The following is an 18,741-nucleotide window of genomic DNA, read 5'->3' on the forward strand; positions in this document are numbered from 1 at the left end:
TTATTCTTGATCTAGAAAATATTTTTTCAAAAATAAAAATCATTTTACATACATAAAGTTGTTTTTTAAATAATTATTAAAGTACTTTGAACCAGATATTAGATATGAATCTATTCAGTTTGAAAACACATTAATACTAATAAAGAATGGTTAAGGTTGCTTTAATAGGAGCAGGTAAGATGGGAATCTCTCATTTATCAATTTTGGGAGCCCATCCCAGTGTAGAAATTGCAGGAGTTTGTGACACTTCCAAGATGGTAATTGATGTCTTGAAAAATTATAGCGGTTACAATTGCTACACAGATTACATCAAAATGGTAGATGAAACAAAGCCGGATGCAGTCATCGTTGCTGTTCCGACAAAATTTCATTTTAAAATGGTAAAAGAGCTTTTAAATAGAAACATACACGTTTTTACAGAAAAGCCTTTTTGCCTCAATCCAACTGAAAGTCAAGAATTAACAGAATTGGCCCGTCAAAAAGGCGTTGTCAATCAGGTTGGATACCATAATAAATTTGTCGGCACTTTCAAAGAGGTCAAAAAGTTAGTTAAAGGAGGGTTTTTAGGAGAAATCACACATTTTTTAGGAGAAGCATACGGCCCTGTGGTTATTAAAAAGAAAAGCGATACTTGGAGATCAGATCCAAATGAGGGCGGAGGATGCCTGATGGACTATGCTTCCCATGTAATTGATCTTATCAACGATATTGTTGCTCCTATAAATAATTGCAAAGGTTCAATCCTTAAATCTATTTATTCCAAAAGTGTTGATGACTCAGTTTATGCTTTAGTAAGTATTGAATCGGGTGTATCGGGAGTAATTTCAGTCAATTGGAGTGATGAAACATATAGAAAAATGTCAACTTCGGTGACCATTATTGGTACAGAAGGAAAAATTGTTTCAGATGCAAACGAGCTCAAAGTTTACTTTAGAACAAAGAATTATCCAGAAGGGTATTCAAAAGGTTGGAATGTAAAGTATGTAACTGAATTAGCTGATGAAGTAAATTTTTATCTACGTGGCGAAGAATACTCAAGTCAAATTGACCACTTCATTAAATCAGTACAAGGACAGGTAAACAACACCATCAACACGTTTGAAAGCGCCTGGAAAACGGACCAATCAATTCATTTAATAAAAGAACAATCACTAGCTTAAAATAAAACCATGGAAAGAATTATTTTCGGAGACAACCAGTTTTTTGCAGTAAATCATATTTCTGACGAAAAATCTAGAGCGCAATCTATCAAGTTCAAGGATGATGCTGCTATCATCAAAACTTTGGATATTGCAAGGGAGGCAGGTGTTAATACTTTCATGTGTACTACACATGATAGAATTGCTAACATTTGTAATATTATCAGGAATAATCCTGAAAAGTATCATGACTTTAAAATTTATCCCTGTATGCCTTACGCCCATAAATATGCTAATGCTGTAACAGACCTGGGTATAGCAGGTACCCTTAAACAATACGTTCCAGGAAACTTTCTAGGATCAATGTTTAAAGGTGGAATGGCGTATCTATCAAAGGATTATTTATCCATAATGGAGTTATTAATAGATGCCGAGATGAAAATGTTTAACGGTATCAATACCCCTGTAATTTTTCTTCAAAACGTTATTACAGATTTACTGTTAGGTCTTGGAATGACAGATTTTCTCGTGGCATTTGCAAAATATATTGAAAAAAAATACAATGCAGAGGCTGGTTTTATCACAATGAACCTTCCTAAATTGTTAAACGAATTAGAAAAAGGTGGAATCAAGAATCCTATAATCTGTGCTTCTATCAACAAAGCTAATTTCAGAATGTCAGGAGGAAAAGAGCTATACGAAAAAACCATCAGTGAAGGTAGATGTAGGTTGATTGCAATGCAGGTACTAGGTGGTGGTGCTATTCCAGCTCCTGAAGCATTAGAGTATGTAAGCAATTTACCAAATGTTGAATCCATTTTGTTCGGTGCTTCTTCTAGGCAAAACATTGAGAATACTGTTCAGACGATAAAGTACCATGACTTCAAAAAAGAAGAGCAGTTAGCAATAGCTTGATCGACTTGTTCAATTTTAAGATTGCCCTCTATTTATCAATAGAAGGGCAACCTTTACTTCAAATTATTTTTTAATTGTTTTTAATAGAGGATTAATAAATTTACATTTTATTTTTTCACATATTGTCAAAAAATATAGCGTATTAAATATCATTGAATCAACTGATTCAATAATATTCACAACTCAACTACATGTCATCAAAATTATATGAATCATCCATTAAAAAACATATTATTAATCATAATTTTTGTAACTAGTTTCTCCTGTTCAAAACGAAACCTGGTTTATTTTAGCGACCTTGACCCTGAAGCTGGAGCTTCTTTTCCAATAACTTCCAAATCAGAACCACGAATTCAGGCTGATGATTTATTAAGTATAACTGTGACTAGCCTTAATCCAGAATCAAACATGCTATTTAATGCAGGTGTCATTATCCCTGCGGAAGGTAATAATACAACTATTTCAGCTCCAATAAACGAAAATTACCTTGTCGATAAAGACGGGTATATCAACTACCCAGTAATTGGGCAAATAAAACTTGAAGGGTACACAAAGCAAGAAGCAGTAAAGAGAATGGTTGATCTGTTAGATGAATATGTAAAAGACCCAATAATCAATATCAGATTCATGAATTTTAAAGTTACCGTTATAGGTGAAGTGCAACAACCAAACTCATTTGTAATTCCTACTGAAAAAATCACAGTTCTTGAGGCATTGGGTTTAGCCGGAGATATGACTGCTTATGGAAAGCGTGAAAATGTACTTATTATCAGGGAAAAGGATGGGGTCAGAACTGCTAATAGACTAAATCTTAACAATAAAGACGTTCTTAATTCTGAGTTTTTTTATTTACAGCAAAATGATATCATTTATGTAGAACCATATAAAACAAAAGCAATTCAAGCAGATAATAATCCTAGAACATTTGCATTAATAAGTAGTGGTTTAACTTTAGCAGTTATTCTGTTTTTGAATTTTAGAGATATATTCACGAGGTAGAATTATAAATTTATGAAGATCAGTGATATAATTAAAGAAATCGAAGAAGAAGAAAAAGAAAAAGACAATTATGGCATTAGTTATAAATTGATGTTTCATAAGTACTTATCTAAGTGGCATTGGTTTTTTGTAAGCATCTTAATATTTGGTCTTTCTACAGTTTTATATGCCTATTTCGCTACATCACTATATCAAATAAATAGTACTATTCTTTTAAGAGATGAAAATAAAGGGACAGAGTTCGCCTCGAACTCTCTTTTGAGTGAATCTCAGGGATATTCTGGATCATCTTCTGTTGAAAACGAGGCTGAAGTTTTTAGATCAGAATATTTAATTTCCAAAGCGATTGAAGAATTGAATTTCTCGATCTCATTTTTTCAGAATAATGGCTTTCTAAGATGGAGAGAAATTTATAAGAATGAGGTTCCCATAGATCTTTTGATAAAAGAAAAAAATGAATATTTCAATCTGAGAGAACTTGAAGTCTTGATTATACCCGTTTCCAATGAAGAATTCATTTTAAAAGAAGATAAAAAAGAGGAAAAAAAATATAAGTTTGGCCAAGATGTAAAAAATAGTTATGGTACATTTTCAATCCAAAAAAATAAAGATTTTTTTGGGAATTTTAATGATTATCTAAATTCTCCATTGAAAATGATTTTTCATGGAGATAAGCTTAGCAGAGATATTTCAGAAAGTTTCGATGTAGAAATAGTAAATAAGTTGGCCAGTGTAATTTCGCTAACAATTTATGCAGAGCATCCTTTGAAAGGAAAAGACTTATTGAATAAAATTTTGGAGATTTACAACAGAGAAGCTGAAGAAGAAAAAAATTCTTTGGCTAAAAATACGATAGCTTTTATTGATGAACAACTGGTTGACTTAACTGAGGAACTTTTAAGAATAGAAAATGAAGCAGAACAATATAAGCTCAGGAATTCAATTACAGATGTTAGCGCTGAAGCCCAATTGTTTTTAAATAGTACTACAGCCAATAGACAACAGGTTGCAGAAATAACAGTACAAATTGATGTACTTGAATCTATTGAGGCTTACATGAGTGAATCTGGTAATGAATTTGAAACTATACCAGGAACACTTTCAGCTCCCGAACCAACACTTAATGAGCTTATTCAAAATTACAATAAGCTTCAACAGGATCGTGAACGGATGCTAAGGACTACACAACCTACAAACCCTATAGTTATAAACATTAGTGAACAACTTACAAGTTTAAGAAGAAGTATTATAGAAAGTATAAAGCAGATAAAAAACAGTTTAATCATATCAAAAAGAAGTCTTGAAACTAGTTCTAATCAATTTCAAAGTAGGGCATCTAGAGTCCCTACCATGGAGAGGGAATTACTGGACATAAACCGAAAGCAAGGGATTAAACAAGAGCATTATTTGCTTCTAGTGCAAAAAAGAGAAGAAGCAGCAATCACTTTAGCTGCAGCATCATCGGGAAACTCTAAGGTAATTGATCCTCCATCATCTTCAGAATATCCTGTAAAACCTAATAAGAAAATCATTTTTGGATTAAGTTTAATCTTTGGATTTGGGCTTCCATTTGGACTAATTTATTTCAAAGACAGGTGGGATGAAAAAGTACAGTTTAAGTCTGACGTTGAAAAAAGTACAAAGGTACCTATCCTTGGAGAATTATCCAGGAAGGTAAAAAAAGGGGTCATTGCCATTTCTAAAAGTAAAAGGACAATGATTGCTGAACAAATCCGATTTATCCGAACCAGTTTAGCATTTGCCACAAACAATAAGGAAAAAAAAGTTATTCTGGTTACCTCTGGAATGAGTGGGGAGGGGAAAACATTTTTTAGCATAAATTTAGCAATCAGCCTTGGCTTGGCAGGAAAAAAAGTGGTTGTTTTGGAGTTCGACTTAAGAAAACCTGCTCTTATGAATGCTCTTGAACTCCCAAAATCAAAAGGTCTTTCTGAATATTTAGATCCGGATAGTTCGATTAATACAAAAGATATAATTACTCACTGGGAAGGTCAGGAAAATGTTTCTATCATAAGTTGTGGTGAGATTCCTGAAAACCCAGCTGAACTTATGTTGGGGGAAAGAATAATTAAACTATTAAGTGAATTAAAAAATAATTTCGACCATGTCATTATAGATTCAGCACCAGTCGGTTTGGTTTCAGATGCTTTTACTTTATCTGATTTTGCAGATGTTACAATCTATATGGTTAGGTATAATTTTTCTACCAAAGCGCAGCTTAATACCATTGAAGATATCCGTAAGACAAAACGGTTTAAAAACCCTATGATAGTCCTCAATGGAGCTAAATTAGAAATGACCTATGGTTACGGAGAAGCTTATGGAAAAAGTTATTATCAAAAGAGCTGATTTATGGTAATTTGGATAGACTTTATAAATACTCCTCAAGTCAATTTTTTTGAACCTTTCATTAAAGACTTAGAAAAAAGAGGGCATCATTTTGTATTGACATGCAGAGATTCATCCAACACTGTACCACTATTAAAAACTAAAGGATGGCCTTTCACTATAATTGGAGAAAAAGTCCACAAAAGCTTTTTAACTAAAGTTTTTGGATTTCCTACTCGGATAATAAACCTGCGAAAGTTTTTAAAAGACAAAAATGTAGATGTCGCAATTGGTCAAAGTTCTTTTTATTTGCCGATTACCGCCAGATCACTTGGCATTAAATCTATTTACACAAATGACAATGAACACGCATTGGGGAATATCCCCAGCTTTCTATTTGCAAATAAGATACTTTTACCAGAAAACTTTTCTCTTAAAACTGCATATGCACAAGGTGCTAGTAAAAAGAAAATCAGTCAATACCCCGGTGTAAAAGAAGGAATTTATTTATGGGAAAAGGGAATAAAAATACAAGCGTTAAGAATAAATTCCACTCAGGATCATATCTATGTAAGGCCGGAACCAAACACTGCGCAGTATTATTCCGGAGAAAAAAACTTTTTAGATGAGGTAATTAATAGTCTTAAAAAAGATTACAAAGTCTTCGTACTGGTGAGGGATGCAGATCAAAGAAAACACTATCAAAGTGAAAAGTTCCAAGGAGTCTCTGTCCCTGAAAAAGCCTTTAATTTTGAAAAAATAGCTCAAAATTGCTTACTTTTCATCGGCGCCGGTGGATCGATGACAAGAGAAATGGCAATTATGGGCGTTCCGACTATTTCTGTTTATCAAGGAGAGCTCCTCAATGTTGACAAAACTCTAATCGAAAATGGGTTAATGCGACACCAAGAAAAGATTAGCTTTGAAGAAGTTAAGGATCTCATAAATAATATTGAAAACAGTCAAAAAAATTCTTCTATTTATTTGGAAAAGGGGCAAACAGCATTTAATTTAATAAAAAATACAATATTTAATATAAATTAATTCTTTAAACTTAAATTTTAATGTAATAAGTATGAAGGCTGTTATTTTAGCTGGTGGATTTGGAACCAGAATCAGTGAAGAAAGTGGAATACGTCCCAAGCCTATGGTTGAAATTGGAGGGAAGCCAATTTTGTGGCATATCATGAAAATATATTCCAAATACGGCATAAATGAGTTCATAATTTGTTGTGGATATAAAGGCTACATGATTAAAGAATATTTTTCAAACTATTTTCTTTACATGTCAGATATGACATTTGACCTGGAAAAAAATGAAATTCAAGTACATTGTAAAAAATCTGAACCTTGGAAAGTTACTCTGGTAGATACAGGAGAAAATGTAATGACAGGTGGTAGAATAAAAAGAGTATCTCAGTTTATCAAAAATGAAACTTTTTGCCTGACATACGGAGACGGTGTGTCTGACGTAAATATCAAAAAACTAATAGATTTTCATTTTCAAAATCAATCAACTGTAACCTTGACAGCGGTTCGACAACCAGGTAGATTTGGAGCTTTTTCATTAAAAAATGATCAACACAAAATTACTCAGTTTAGAGAAAAACCATTTGGTGACGGTAATGATAATGCATGGATAAACGGTGGTTTTTTTGTAGTTGAACCCGAAGCACTAAACCTTATTAATGGTGATGAAACAGTATGGGAAAAAGAACCATTGGAAGAAGTTGCAAATAAAGGGAATCTCAGTGCATTCAAACACACTGGATTCTGGCAACCAATGGATACCTTAAGAGATAAAAACTATCTCGAAGATCTATGGCAAAGTGGGGATGCACCATGGAAGATCTGGTAAAAACCATGGAAGACTAATTATAAACTGTTCATTTACGTCTGTCTGTTAACTTTAAACAAGATGAGCAAGAAAAAGCCAAGTATTTAATCAGGCTAAAAATAAAATAAACCTTAAACACAGTTTAATAAACAATTCCATTCCAATCCACTAATTTTATATTAAGGTCATTTATTTTTTGTTTTGTTGATTCTTGAGTGAAATACTTTAAGTCCTCCTCCCTCCATCGGGAAGCCCAATACTCGAAACCTTCTGTCATTGCTTTCATTTCTTCATTATCATATGCTGTATGAATTAAAAGTACATTGAGTCCTGGTTTAACTTTTTGAAGGTATTTATCGTACATTTCATACATTCCGACCTTATCATACAAATTCTCATCCGCTATAAGAAGGTTATCAACAAGACCAATCTTAGATATATTTAATCCAGAAAGGTATTTTTTAGAATCAATCTTTTTAAAGTATTGTTTTGTTAGCATACCTGTTATCCCATATTCCTCAGCTAAGCTCAAGTATAAGACAATTAATTCAGGAGATCCTCTATACAAACAGCTCATATGAGCATCAAGATGTGAAGGTCTCAGTCCTTTTTCCAAAACATATTCAATTTGTGCTCTAATTTCAATTTCAATTTCATCAATATCTGCATTTTCTAAAAATTCACCACAGGTTGGATACATAAATCCATCCTTATCTAATAAACTGCTAATTAATGAGTCTGGAGAAACTCCTCCCCATCTATAATTGGTCCACTCACTTGTAAATGTCAAGTGAATTCCAAAATCCAAATCATCATTTTCTTTCCATAGGTTCAATGCATCATCCCTCCAAGAACATGGAACCATTAAACTTGCAGAAGTAACAACTCCTTCCCTCATTGCATTAATTGTAGCAAGATTGTGTGATCTCGATAATCCAAAATCATCAGAATGAATTATTAGATTCTTTTCACCACCAAAGTTCGAAGAACAAGAAATAAATTGAAGAAGTCCTGCGGCAAATACTATTCTAATAAAAGGAATCACATTCTGAAAAGAAGTTCTTTTTGACATTGTATCTTTCAATTATAAATTAAAGTGAAACCTGTTCTACCATCAATCTATCAATGAGCCTTCCTTTAGGAACAACCACATCATCATAAGTCAAAACACTATCTTTCTTAACCGGCTTAGTCACAACGCAGCCTTCTGCAAGTCCCATATAAAGAAGGTTTGCAGATCGGACTTCATTGTGATTATCACAAAGCCCATAGGTTTTAAATCCTCCTATCCCGTCGATTGTATCTCCTGGGTTAAGGTCTGTTTTTGCTGTAGCGACAACGTCGACATATGGTTTGTCTAGAGGAATGATCACAGGATCATCAAAATCTATTAATCTGGATATAGAGCTTGCAATATCAAAAAACAGCAAATGATATGGTACATAAAAGCTATATAATGGTCCTTTTCCCAACTTTCCATAATCTAAATATTTAATGGAATATGGATCCTCTGTGGTAGCATATACAAAAACTCCAGGTGAGGGTTTTGCCCCAATAATAAATTCTACGATTCCACCCCATGCTTTGAGTTGATCAAAATCATAGAGGTGTGTGAGGTTGTCAATATGGTCGTTAGACTCATATGCTAACATTCCTCTTTTAGCAACACGCATTCCTGTTGCATTTGCTATGCAGGATTGTTCAAAAGCGACTTTTGTCCCATCCGCAAAATTGGTAGCCATTTCAGGGGCCATCCCCCAAGATTCTGCGAAACCTTTTTGGGTAGCGGGTGTTCGGTAATAATCCAACATACCCTTCACATTTCCACAAATTAGCGGATCAAACCCCATTCCTTTTACATAACGGTAAAGGTTCATAGTAACACCTGGCTGATCTCCATCTCCCAGGGCATATTTGACATTTGATTCCTTCGCTTTCTTCAAGAGGATTGGACCTAAGGTAGAATCCAATTCTGCATTGAAGGATAACACATGTTTTCCATGTGCAAACGCCTCTAAAATTATTTTGGCACCAAAATCAATTGCACCAGTAGACTCCACAACAACCTCTACTTTGTCGAGATTCAAAAATGTCTGCACATCCCCTGTTATCACACTTTTGCCATCTGCAATTGCCTGATTGGCTTTTATAATGTCATCTGTAATAAGATAATTTGTGAGACCTAGTGCGTCATAAACTTTTTTAGCCCTTTCGGGAGTCCTGTTATATGTAGCTGAAACAACCATCCCCGGGGTATACTTTTCTATCTGATTGATCATACCTTTGGCCATTTCCCCAGCTCCTATCATTCCTACCCTAATGGGATTATTCAAGCTTTGTCTTTTCTTTAGTGCTGTATCTATTATTATCATAGTTTTTTGATGTCTTTTTTAAAGTTGATTAATTAGCAAAAAAGCTATCTATGCATCCTAATGTAATTTTAGTATTTAGCTTAAAATGGAGAGTCATAATTCTCAAAACTAGGCATTAAGCTGTCTTTATCCGAAATTATCAGATCCATATCAGGCCATTGAATACCACAAGAATCCCACCTTATGCCAGCATCGTATTCAGGAGAATAAACAGTAGTAGATCTATTGAGGAAGACAGAATTATCTTCGAGGGCAACAAAGCCATGAGCAAAGCCCTCAGGGACAAGCAGCATCTTAGGCTCTTTTGAATCCAAAATCAAACTAAAATATTCACCATAAGTGGGAGATTTCTTTCTGAGATCAACTACCACATCATAAATACTACCCGCAACACAAGTAACACATTTGGAATGCTGCATAGGTGGGGTTTGGAAATGTAGTCCGCGAAGAACACCCTTAGTTGAAACAGAAAAATATTCTTCCTTAAAACTCAGATCTAATCCAAGATCTTTAAATGTATCTTGATGATAGATTTTTGTAAGGCTTCCTCTTTTATCTCTGAATGTTTTAGGATGGAGAATAATGCACCCCTCCAAATTAGTTTCTTGCAGTTCCATTATAGAAAATATCTAAAATCGTAAAGGGCCTTATTTGAAAATAATTGTTCGTTTTCTTTAAATTCTTTCCAACCAGTAAGCAAAAGCAATACTTCTGATGATTCCACTAAGCTTTTTAAAGTCTCCTCATATTGGATTTTAAGATCTCCATTGTACTTTTTGAATTCCTTAACAGCTACAGGATCGTAGGCAACTATATTTTTGAAACCTCTGGAAATCAGGTCTTCTATGATCTCCTTAGGTGGGGCTAGTCTTACATCATCAGAGTCTGGTTTAAACGACAGTCCTAGAATCCCTATTTTTACGTCTGACCTATGTTCCTTGACCACCTTATCTACTAAATATCTTTTAATAGATTTATTTACCTCTAAATTTGATTTCAAAATTGGAGGCGAAAATCCATTTTTCTCGGATATTTTTATCAACGCAGCAGTGTCTTTTGGTAAGCAATAGCCTCCATATCCACATCCTGGATATACATAATTTTTCATCCCAGCAGGATTTCCGTACCATCTTTTATCTTCGTGCAATACTCTAAAGGCTTTTTTTATGTCTATTTCCCCAATACTCCCTGCAACCATTGACATTTCATTGGCATAACTGATCATTGTGGATAATAGCGTATTAGAAAGATATTTGATAAATTCAGAGGTGTTGTAATTCACATAGTGAATTGGAGCATTAAATGGTTTATACAATTCTTCCAAGATATTTTTCGAAGCCTCGCTCTCTACTCCAATTACAATCCTGTCAGGATTAATAAAATCTTCCCAGCAATATCCCTCTCTAAGGAACTCAGGATTAGAAGCAAAGCCTATATTTCTTTCCCCATTCTTTTGTTCCAATATCTTATTTACAAAAGGGATTACTTCCTCAGATACAGTAGAAGGGGGGACTGTGGATTTGGTTATTAGGACCTGGAATTTTGTGGTGGACACTACCAATATCTGTTCTATCGCTTTAAAAATATAAATCAAATCAGCGTTTCCATCTTCTTTTTCAGGTGTGCCTACACAAAGAAATATAGCATCACTTTGCATTATGGCCTCATTAAAGTCAGAATCCAGAAAAAAAGTCTTTTGGTCTGTTTCTTCCAATATTTCCTTCAAATGCGGTTCATGAAAGGGAATTACATGTTTCTTCAAGCTTTGAAGCCTCTCGGCATTGACATCAAAACCATAAGTAGTGAAACCCTTTTTTGCAAAGCCAAGACCTGTAGTAAGGCCAACAAATCCCAATCCCAAAACTGAAACTATCATAATCTACCCTCATTTAAATTCAAAAATGTTAAAAATCTTTTCACACCTTCATTGACCAAAATATCAGGGTAATAACCTAATAATTTCTTGGCTTTACTGATATCAGGACACCTTCTATTTGGGTTATCCGTCAAATATTCAGAATCATCAGAAGTTTGAAAAATCGCCTTTCCTTTATAACCATAAACCTCTTTGGCTGATTTAATAAATAGGTTGGCAAATTCCTTCACTGATATTTCCGGATTATCTATACCTATATTGAATACATCAAGCTTCCCGTGACATAGCACTTTAAGGTATCCCGTGATTGCATCACTTATATAACAGAAAGTCCTAGTGGGTTTTCCATCAGAAAACATAATGAGATCTCTTCCTTCATGAACACATTTAGCAAAGTCGGCAGGAAGCCTTTTATCATTAATATTCATTCCAGGCCCATAATTATTGAAGGGCCTTGCAATGGAAATTGGCATGTTGTATTTTTCATGGAACACATAACACAGAGTTTCCCCGAATCTTTTTGCCTCATCGTAACAAGCCCGTGGCCCCATAGTGGATACATTTCCCCTGTAAGTTTCAGCCGTTGGTATAAATTCTGGAAAAGGATCTCCATAAATCTCACTACTGGAAAAAAACAAGAAACCCTTAATTGGTTTATTGCAATAAAAATCCAGAAGCCTCCTTAACCCTGTGATATTGGCATCTATCGTTTCAAGTGGATATATCCTATAAAATGTAGGAGAAGCTATGGATGCTCCATGAATGATCAGATCAGCATTTTCAATTCCCTTAATCTGGTTTGGGTCATCCTTGATCACATCAAAGGTATGCAAAGAAATTTTCGGGTTTTCTTTTGCTAATTTTTCAAGCCAGTCCTTTGTCCCGGTAAGAAAGTTATCCAACCCGATTATTTGCTTGATCTGCAGTTCTTCCGAATACCTATTCAGAAAATGCATAAAATAATATCCTAAAAACCCTCCGCAGCCTGTTAACAAGACCGTAGCATTATAGAATTTTGATTTCTCCTCATTATCTAATTTTTCAAAAATATAATTTAAATCCTCTTTGAGAATTTGGTTCATGTGTTTTAATTTTTTCATCTACTTTTAAGTTTATGAGGTTTGGTTTGATGTATTTCTAAAAAGAAATAAATCCCTAGTAAAAGGAATATTTGTTTTTCTTTGGGAAATTTATTTTGATGTTGGTCGATAAGTTTATTTACTTCATTTAAATTAAAAAAATCAGAGAAAATAGCATTTGGATTTAGTAAAATACTTTTAATCAGTTCAGGATTTTCTCTGAACCAAAGGCTAGTAGGTGATCTAAAATCTCTTTTCTTTCTATTGATAATCTTGTTCGGCAAAATTTTATCGGCATAGGCTTTATGGATGATTTTTGTTTTACCGAGACCAAGTCGCTTGGTATAATCCAAGGATTCAATAAAATTAACAAGTTCTAAATCCAAAATAGGGACTCTGCACTCCAAGGCAAAATTCATTGTGATCTTATCAGTGTAATTCAAAAGGTCATCTGACAGATTCATTCTTGTATCCAAAGCCATCATCCTTTCTACTGGATGTTGTTTGGACTTACAGCCCAGAACTTTATAATAATACTCGAAAGAGTCTGCATAATTGATCCCTTTAACACCAATAAGCTTCTCTATTTCAGATTCATTGAAAACTTGATAATTGGTAAGAAACCTCTGAATTTCATTTTCTATTCCAATTGTGGCTATTCCCCTACTGATTCTATCATTTTTAAAATTGAAAGAGCCAAAAATATTTTTAGCCAACTTCTGAAAAGGCATAGGCACCCTATCTAAAATCAACTCAGACTGGTATCTTGGATAGCCTCCTAATGGTTCATCTGCACCTTGTCCTGTTAAGACTACTTTTACGTACTCTGATGCCAATTCAGAAAGGAAATACATTGGAATCATGGAACTTGTAGCCAAAGGTTCTTCAACAATTTCAATGCATTTTTTGAAAATCTGTAAAAAATCAGAAAATGAAATTTTTCTGAATTGATGTTCTAATCCTAAAATTCTTGCTGTTTCGGCGGCATCTTCTATTTCATCCTCACTATGCTCACCCTCAAAACCAATTGTAAAAGCTTTCAAGGGTTCATTTGAATACTTCTGAGCAATCGAAGCCACCATGGCGGAATCAATTCCACCACTTAAAAGGATCCCGACAGGAACGTCTGACAAAAGCTGCCTTTTTACAGCACTTTCAAAATGTAATCCATACTCTTGTACACTTTTTTCTATAGAAATCTTACGTGCCTTCGTTAGCGTGTTACCAAAGTATCTTTGATTTTTGACTAATTCGCTTTCGCCAAGCTTAAATTCTATCATATGCCCAGGCTTAAGCTTTTCGATTTCATTAAAAAGCGTTTTAGGGGAAGGATTATACCTTAATTTAAGTAAAGAACCCAGACTTTCCATTGATATGGAAAGTTCTCCCTTAAGACTTTTAATCGGCCTTATTTCAGAAGAAAAAATCAGGGAGTTTGTGATATTATCAAAATTAAAGTATAGGGGTTTGATTCCAATTGGATCCCTAAATAGGGTTAATTTTCTGTTTTTTAGTTCCAAAAAAGCCAAGGCAAAGATTCCGTTTAATTCCTTTATTCCCGAAGTTCCATTTTCGATCAAATGATATAAAATGGTTTCAGTATCAGAATGTCCTATAAAAGTGTAATTATCTAGATTTTTTCTCAGCTCAAGATGATTATAAATTTCTCCATTAAAGATGATTGCATATTCCCCGCATTGAGACTTCATCGGTTGGTGACCTGCAGGAGAGAGATCTTGAATTGAAAGCCTCCTTTGTCCTAGAATTACTTTATCTCCTAAAACATCAAAAGTTTCAATTCCAAAATCATCAGGTCCCCTATGCTTTATCAGGTCAAGTTCCTTTAATCCAAGATGAAAATTAACAGATCCTAAAATTCCACACATAAAATTACTTTGTATTAAAGTTATAAATTTGCCAAAGATTATGGGCAATAATTTTGTTGTCATAAATGCCCTTTGACAAAAAAGAGGATCTGATTTCGTTTCTACCCTGCTCTATAGCTTTGTTGGCTAAATGTGCTAATTCCTTAGGATCGTGATGTTCTGAACAAAAGCAAGCTGGAATTCCTTCCAACATTTCCTTTACGTTGCCAACATCCACCGAAATCACAGGTAAGCCACAGGATAAGGCTTCTTTAACCACCTGTGGTGAACCCTCTGAAATAGAAGTCATTATCAAGCAATCAGACGCTGAAAGCACATTTCTTATTTCACTACGGTCCATATTGTGGATACATACAATAGACACATTTTTATTAAAAGATTTTTCTAATTCTTCAATAGTTGCCTTAAATAAGGGATAATTTTTTTCATTCCTTGAAGGGTCACTTGGAAAAACAATTGTAATCTCATTATTCTTAACATTGCTGACGGGCGAATCAGGTTGAAAAAATTCAGTATCTACACCACAGGTAAGTATTTGAACATTTGGATTAATAGTCCGGCTGACTTCTACCATTTGCCTGTTCTGTACCAAAACCTTGTCTACTTTCCTTGCAACAGCTTTACTGATCATTACCTGTAGCCAGTTGTCACCATGATCGAGAAAGTCACATCCATGCAAAGTCATGATAACCGGGATTTTTGGTTTATAAAAAAGTAAAAAAAGCCCGGAAATGCCATAATGCACATGAATGATATCCGGTTTAAACTTTCTTATAACTTGAGGAACCCTTAAAATACTCCTGAGATATTCTAATTTAGACTTATAAAGCCCATTAATGAAGTAAACTTCATGATCAAATGAAAACGATTTTTTTAGCTCGTCAATTTGCTCTTTGATAAAAATTCCGAAATAGGGCTTCTTATCAAATGGATACATATTAGTAACAAAAAGTATTTTTTTGTTTGTCATAACGAATTTAGATACGGAAGTAGATTTTCATAAATGATAGTTTCCCAAGAAAAATGGCGACTGTTCTCTTGTATTTTTTTCCTATCAAAGGCAAGATAATTGCTAAACACCTTCTCCATAGCAATACTTATGTCTTTCGAATTATCTTCTATCAAAATACCGTTACCGGAGCAAATCAGCTCTTTATTTGCATTGGTTGCTGTACCGATCACTGGTAATCCTGATAGAAGGTATTCATAAGTTTTTGTAGGAGGCTGGTCAGTATATTGATCTGTAATTGGTACGTAGGATATCCCCACTTTACTTATCTGAAAATAACTGTGGAGCCGGTCATAAGGAACAAAACCCGGTGCTAAAATTTTTTCCTCAAGCTGATTTTCAAAGGCATATTGCCGAATACTCTCCAATTCATTTCCATACCCAACCCCCAACAATATCAATCTGGGAAGCATGGAATGATTATTATTTCTTTTTAATGATTCAATAAAGATCTTAAATCCATGCACCACGTCCATTATGTTTCTATTAGACAAGGTACCTACATACAGATAATCAAAATAGCCTGTGTCATAAAAATTTTCTGCAAAAATCTCACTTCCTAAAGGTAAGATATGAAAGGACTTTAATCTTAGCTTCTTTCCTGTTCTGTAGTTTAAGACGGTGATATTTTTAAAAAAAGATGACTCAATTTTCAATAATCCATCCTTAACCCAATTGATAAAAGGCGTTGAGGTTACGGAAACGGTCTTAATGTCAAGAATAAATTTTTCACGGGAATTGAAAATTTTTAGTAAAGAGCAACCAAAAAAATAAACTAAAAAAATGCAATCAAAATTAGAGGCCTTTATCTCATCATTTAAATTTCTGATAAGAATAAGAAATCTATTCAAAATGTTACCCTTCTTCTGAAGATAAATCACATTTACATTTCCGTGAGGATTTTTATCACGCTTCTCATCCCAACAAACATAAGTGACGTCAAATTTTCGGCTAAGGTACAATGCGTATTTATAAGGACTTATGTGATACCCAAATTGGTCTTTATCTATGATCAATAATTTACGCATCAAAATTTATCATATTTGATCAAACATCTTATAAATAATTTTACCCAAGATTCTTCTTCAGCTTTACTAAAATTCATTTTTGATCTCAGAAAAAATAAAAATACAGGCAATCCTATTTGAGAAGATTTTTTACATATAAAATACAGCATACTTCCAAGAACTTTATTCAATGCATTTTCATCAACTACCTGAAGCTTATCATTCTGAATTTTAAGATACTTAAGCCAATTAAATGCACACTTTAACTCTTCGAAATTATTATAAAGCTCAGTAGATCCTATTTTATCATGTATTTGGAAATTTTTCTCTGACAATGGAATTTGTAATTTTTCAAACCACTTAGTGTAAACCACTTTATGAAATTGGAATTTTTCATCCTTTTTTTCATCATATTTTTTCATGATGCTTGTTTCTGACGCCCTGTAGAAATAAAGCTTTTTTGGAAGGTTTACAATGGGAAAGTGAAAACAAGCATCCACATAAAAATTAAAATCTTCTGAAATTGCAAGCTTGGGATTAAACCTCAAACCTGCCCGATCAATCAAGGATAGTCTGTACATACTGGTGGCATTTAAAACCGCCGGTTTAAAAATCAACCCTGCTTTTATAAGCTCCGGCTCTAAAAATACTGTTGACAATGTAGAATTGCCTTCATTAAATCTTTCGAGATAAGTCCCGCAAATACCGATTTGAGGGTTTTCTCTCATAAATTCATATTGTATCTCAATTCTCCTTTTATCAATTAGATCATCGCAATCTATCCATGCTAAAAATTCTCCTTTTGAAAGATCTAGTCCTAGATTTCTAGTATAAGAAACACCCATATTTTGATCATTCTCCAATAGGATGATTCTTGGATCCTCAAACTCCCTTACTATTTCCATAGAGGAGTCAGATGATCCATCATTAATCACTAGTAACTCGAAATTTCCATAAGTTTGATCCAAAACACTTTTAATGGACTCTCTTATATATTTTTCACCGTTGTAAACTGGCATTACAACAGAAACCAATCCAGGGATCCTATCCAACTTCATCAAGTTCAGCGGCTTGTTTATTCTTTAATTTATAAAATACTTTTTTTAATAGTTCTTTTCTGACATGAAGATCATATCCTTTTTGAAAAAGGTACATGGCTAGAATCGTGGAAATGATGTAATGATAGTGATAAACAGAGAACCATGTAACACTTGTAAATAGAATATACCATAAATAGTATCTGGCATATTGAAATTCTTTAGGCAAAGGCAATACAAAACTCTTATACCAAATTAATATAAATCCGATTACAGCTGCAATGCCGAACATGGCATAGACAGCAATTATCCCAACATCTGACAAATAATAACCTTTCTCATCCCCTAGCCTTTCATTGAACTTACCTACAGAAGAAATACCCCAGTAAGGGGCTCCGCTTCCAAAAATCCTACTCCAATCATTAGGAGCATAATCAAATAAAAAATATTCAGCAGCCAATACCCTCACGTAATCCTTACCCAAATCAGCATCCCTTTCACCTGCCTCAATCACACCTTTAACGCTATCAATCTCCATTTTTACTACAACTGAAATACCTATTAAAAAAAAACTAATAATAAATACTCTGTATATAGCTTTAACATTTACTATCAAATGGTAAAGATATACTAGGGTAACTCCAGCAATAAACTGCCTCGTTACTTGCATAACAGGGATGACTAAACCCAAAATAAGAATACAAACCCAAAGCCATTTTAAAGGGGCTTTACTGGTCAACTTTGTCAACGCTATAAATACGGTAAGAATGAATATGCCAGCACCTGGAAAAATAATTCTTATTACTCCCCTATCTTCCGTCCATTCATCTCCATAAAGTGGTTTACCAAATAAAACTGCACCTTGATTTAAATATTGATAAAAATAAAGCATGACATAGAGCAGCCCGAATGCGACAACGATTTTTTCAATAGTATTAACTTTGAAATTATGCCCTACCAAGTAGAAATAAAATGGCCACGAAAGGTATTGAGAAGTTTCGATGATGCTGTGAAAAAGACTTTGGTTCCATGAAAGAAATGCCATAACCATAGAAAAAAATATGGAACTGAAAACTATAGCTATTGGATAATCAAATTTGGTTTTTCTATTCGTGAAAAAATGCGGCACAGAAAGGAAAATCGTAATCCATATAAACAAAATAAAAGTATAATTTGAGAGACTTGGACTAATAAATGTAGCATCAAAAAATTTCAGGTTAATCAATACAAAAAGCG

The 18,741-nt window shown here is 33.9% G+C and carries 16 protein-coding genes; 6 read left to right on the top strand and 10 right to left on the bottom strand.

Translation table 11 applies throughout. The annotated features are described in order from the left end of the window. Nucleotides 1–146: 146 nt before the first annotated feature. The 6 genes from A33Q_RS11220 (at nucleotide 147) to rfbF (ending at nucleotide 7,260) form a co-directional block, all read left to right on the top strand. Nucleotides 147–1,160 (top strand): Gfo/Idh/MocA family protein, encoded by a 1,014-nt coding sequence (locus A33Q_RS11220; protein ID WP_009035990.1) that lies wholly within the window; start codon nucleotides 147–149, stop codon nucleotides 1,158–1,160. A gap of 9 nt (nucleotides 1,161–1,169) precedes the next feature. Then, a complete protein-coding gene (locus A33Q_RS11225) occupies nucleotides 1,170–2,054 on the top strand; it encodes an aldo-keto reductase family protein (protein ID WP_009035991.1) in 885 nt (294 codons plus the stop codon). Between the two features lie 207 nt (nucleotides 2,055–2,261). Continuing rightward, entirely contained in the window at nucleotides 2,262–3,053 is a 792-nt protein-coding gene (locus A33Q_RS11230) for a polysaccharide biosynthesis/export family protein (RefSeq protein WP_009035992.1), read from the top strand. A 12-nt stretch (nucleotides 3,054–3,065) separates the two neighbouring features. Next, nucleotides 3,066–5,423, top strand: a complete 2,358-nt coding sequence (locus A33Q_RS11235; protein ID WP_009035993.1) for a GumC family protein — start codon at nucleotides 3,066–3,068, stop codon at nucleotides 5,421–5,423. A 3-nt stretch (nucleotides 5,424–5,426) separates the two neighbouring features. Next, complete coding sequence (locus A33Q_RS11240; RefSeq protein ID WP_009035994.1) at nucleotides 5,427–6,446, top strand: DUF354 domain-containing protein; 1,020 nt, start codon at nucleotides 5,427–5,429, stop codon at nucleotides 6,444–6,446. 31 nt (nucleotides 6,447–6,477) lie between these two features. Beyond that, nucleotides 6,478–7,260, top strand: a complete 783-nt coding sequence (rfbF, locus tag A33Q_RS11245; RefSeq protein WP_009035995.1) for a glucose-1-phosphate cytidylyltransferase — start codon at nucleotides 6,478–6,480, stop codon at nucleotides 7,258–7,260. A gap of 121 nt (nucleotides 7,261–7,381) precedes the next feature. Here the strand turns inward: rfbF and A33Q_RS11250 are convergent, their stop codons facing one another. From A33Q_RS11250 to A33Q_RS11295, 10 genes are all read right to left on the bottom strand, one after another. Then, a complete protein-coding gene (locus A33Q_RS11250; RefSeq protein ID WP_009035996.1) occupies nucleotides 7,382–8,311 on the bottom strand; it encodes a polysaccharide deacetylase family protein in 930 nt (309 codons plus the stop codon). A gap of 19 nt (nucleotides 8,312–8,330) precedes the next feature. Continuing rightward, entirely contained in the window at nucleotides 8,331–9,611 is a 1,281-nt protein-coding gene (locus A33Q_RS11255) for an NAD(P)H-dependent oxidoreductase (RefSeq protein ID WP_009035997.1), read from the bottom strand. Nucleotides 9,612–9,691: 80 nt separating this feature from the next. Continuing rightward, nucleotides 9,692–10,228, bottom strand: a complete 537-nt coding sequence (gene rfbC, locus A33Q_RS11260) for a dTDP-4-dehydrorhamnose 3,5-epimerase (protein WP_009035998.1) — start codon at nucleotides 10,226–10,228, stop codon at nucleotides 9,692–9,694. Continuing rightward, complete coding sequence (locus tag A33Q_RS11265) at nucleotides 10,228–11,487, bottom strand: UDP-glucose dehydrogenase family protein (RefSeq protein WP_009035999.1); 1,260 nt, start codon at nucleotides 11,485–11,487, stop codon at nucleotides 10,228–10,230. The genes rfbC and A33Q_RS11265 overlap by 1 nt, the downstream gene beginning before the upstream one ends. Then, a complete protein-coding gene (locus A33Q_RS11270; RefSeq protein ID WP_009036000.1) occupies nucleotides 11,484–12,587 on the bottom strand; it encodes an NAD-dependent epimerase/dehydratase family protein in 1,104 nt (367 codons plus the stop codon). The genes A33Q_RS11265 and A33Q_RS11270 overlap by 4 nt, the downstream gene beginning before the upstream one ends. Next, a complete protein-coding gene (gene asnB, locus A33Q_RS11275) occupies nucleotides 12,584–14,452 on the bottom strand; it encodes an asparagine synthase (glutamine-hydrolyzing) (protein ID WP_009036001.1) in 1,869 nt (622 codons plus the stop codon). Before asnB ends, A33Q_RS11270 begins: the two co-directional genes overlap by 4 nt. Before the next feature lie 4 nt (nucleotides 14,453–14,456). Further along, nucleotides 14,457–15,422, bottom strand: coding sequence for a glycosyltransferase family 4 protein (locus A33Q_RS11280; RefSeq protein ID WP_009036002.1), 966 nt, complete (start codon nucleotides 15,420–15,422; stop codon nucleotides 14,457–14,459). Then, nucleotides 15,419–16,489, bottom strand: a complete 1,071-nt coding sequence (locus A33Q_RS11285; RefSeq protein ID WP_009036003.1) for a glycosyltransferase — start codon at nucleotides 16,487–16,489, stop codon at nucleotides 15,419–15,421. Before A33Q_RS11285 ends, A33Q_RS11280 begins: the two co-directional genes overlap by 4 nt. Further along, complete coding sequence (locus tag A33Q_RS11290; protein ID WP_009036004.1) at nucleotides 16,489–17,526, bottom strand: glycosyltransferase family 2 protein; 1,038 nt, start codon at nucleotides 17,524–17,526, stop codon at nucleotides 16,489–16,491. Before A33Q_RS11290 ends, A33Q_RS11285 begins: the two co-directional genes overlap by 1 nt. Further along, nucleotides 17,513–18,730 (bottom strand): hypothetical protein, encoded by a 1,218-nt coding sequence (locus tag A33Q_RS11295; protein ID WP_235062796.1) that lies wholly within the window; start codon nucleotides 18,728–18,730, stop codon nucleotides 17,513–17,515. Before A33Q_RS11295 ends, A33Q_RS11290 begins: the two co-directional genes overlap by 14 nt. Nucleotides 18,731–18,741: the final 11 nt, after the last annotated feature.

Source organism: Indibacter alkaliphilus LW1, from assembly GCF_000295935.2.
Classification (GTDB): Bacteria; Bacteroidota; Bacteroidia; order Cytophagales; family Cyclobacteriaceae; genus Indibacter; species Indibacter alkaliphilus.

Coding starts and splice junctions, on each gene's coding strand:
- A33Q_RS11220 (WP_009035990.1), top strand. CDS start 147: ATGGTTAAGGTTGCTTTAATAGGAGCAGGTAAGATGGGAATCTCTCAT.
- A33Q_RS11225 (WP_009035991.1), top strand. CDS start 1,170: ATGGAAAGAATTATTTTCGGAGACAACCAGTTTTTTGCAGTAAATCAT.
- A33Q_RS11230 (WP_009035992.1), top strand. CDS start 2,262: ATGAATCATCCATTAAAAAACATATTATTAATCATAATTTTTGTAACT.
- A33Q_RS11235 (WP_009035993.1), top strand. CDS start 3,066: ATGAAGATCAGTGATATAATTAAAGAAATCGAAGAAGAAGAAAAAGAA.
- A33Q_RS11240 (WP_009035994.1), top strand. CDS start 5,427: ATGGTAATTTGGATAGACTTTATAAATACTCCTCAAGTCAATTTTTTT.
- rfbF (WP_009035995.1), top strand. CDS start 6,478: ATGAAGGCTGTTATTTTAGCTGGTGGATTTGGAACCAGAATCAGTGAA.
- A33Q_RS11250 (WP_009035996.1), bottom strand. CDS start 8,311: ATGTCAAAAAGAACTTCTTTTCAGAATGTGATTCCTTTTATTAGAATA.
- A33Q_RS11255 (WP_009035997.1), bottom strand. CDS start 9,611: ATGATAATAATAGATACAGCACTAAAGAAAAGACAAAGCTTGAATAAT.
- rfbC (WP_009035998.1), bottom strand. CDS start 10,228: ATGGAACTGCAAGAAACTAATTTGGAGGGGTGCATTATTCTCCATCCT.
- A33Q_RS11265 (WP_009035999.1), bottom strand. CDS start 11,487: ATGATAGTTTCAGTTTTGGGATTGGGATTTGTTGGCCTTACTACAGGT.
- A33Q_RS11270 (WP_009036000.1), bottom strand. CDS start 12,587: ATGAAAAAATTAAAACACATGAACCAAATTCTCAAAGAGGATTTAAAT.
- asnB (WP_009036001.1), bottom strand. CDS start 14,452: ATGTGTGGAATTTTAGGATCTGTTAATTTTCATCTTGGATTAAAGGAA.
- A33Q_RS11280 (WP_009036002.1), bottom strand. CDS start 15,422: ATGACAAACAAAAAAATACTTTTTGTTACTAATATGTATCCATTTGAT.
- A33Q_RS11285 (WP_009036003.1), bottom strand. CDS start 16,489: ATGCGTAAATTATTGATCATAGATAAAGACCAATTTGGGTATCACATA.
- A33Q_RS11290 (WP_009036004.1), bottom strand. CDS start 17,526: ATGAAGTTGGATAGGATCCCTGGATTGGTTTCTGTTGTAATGCCAGTT.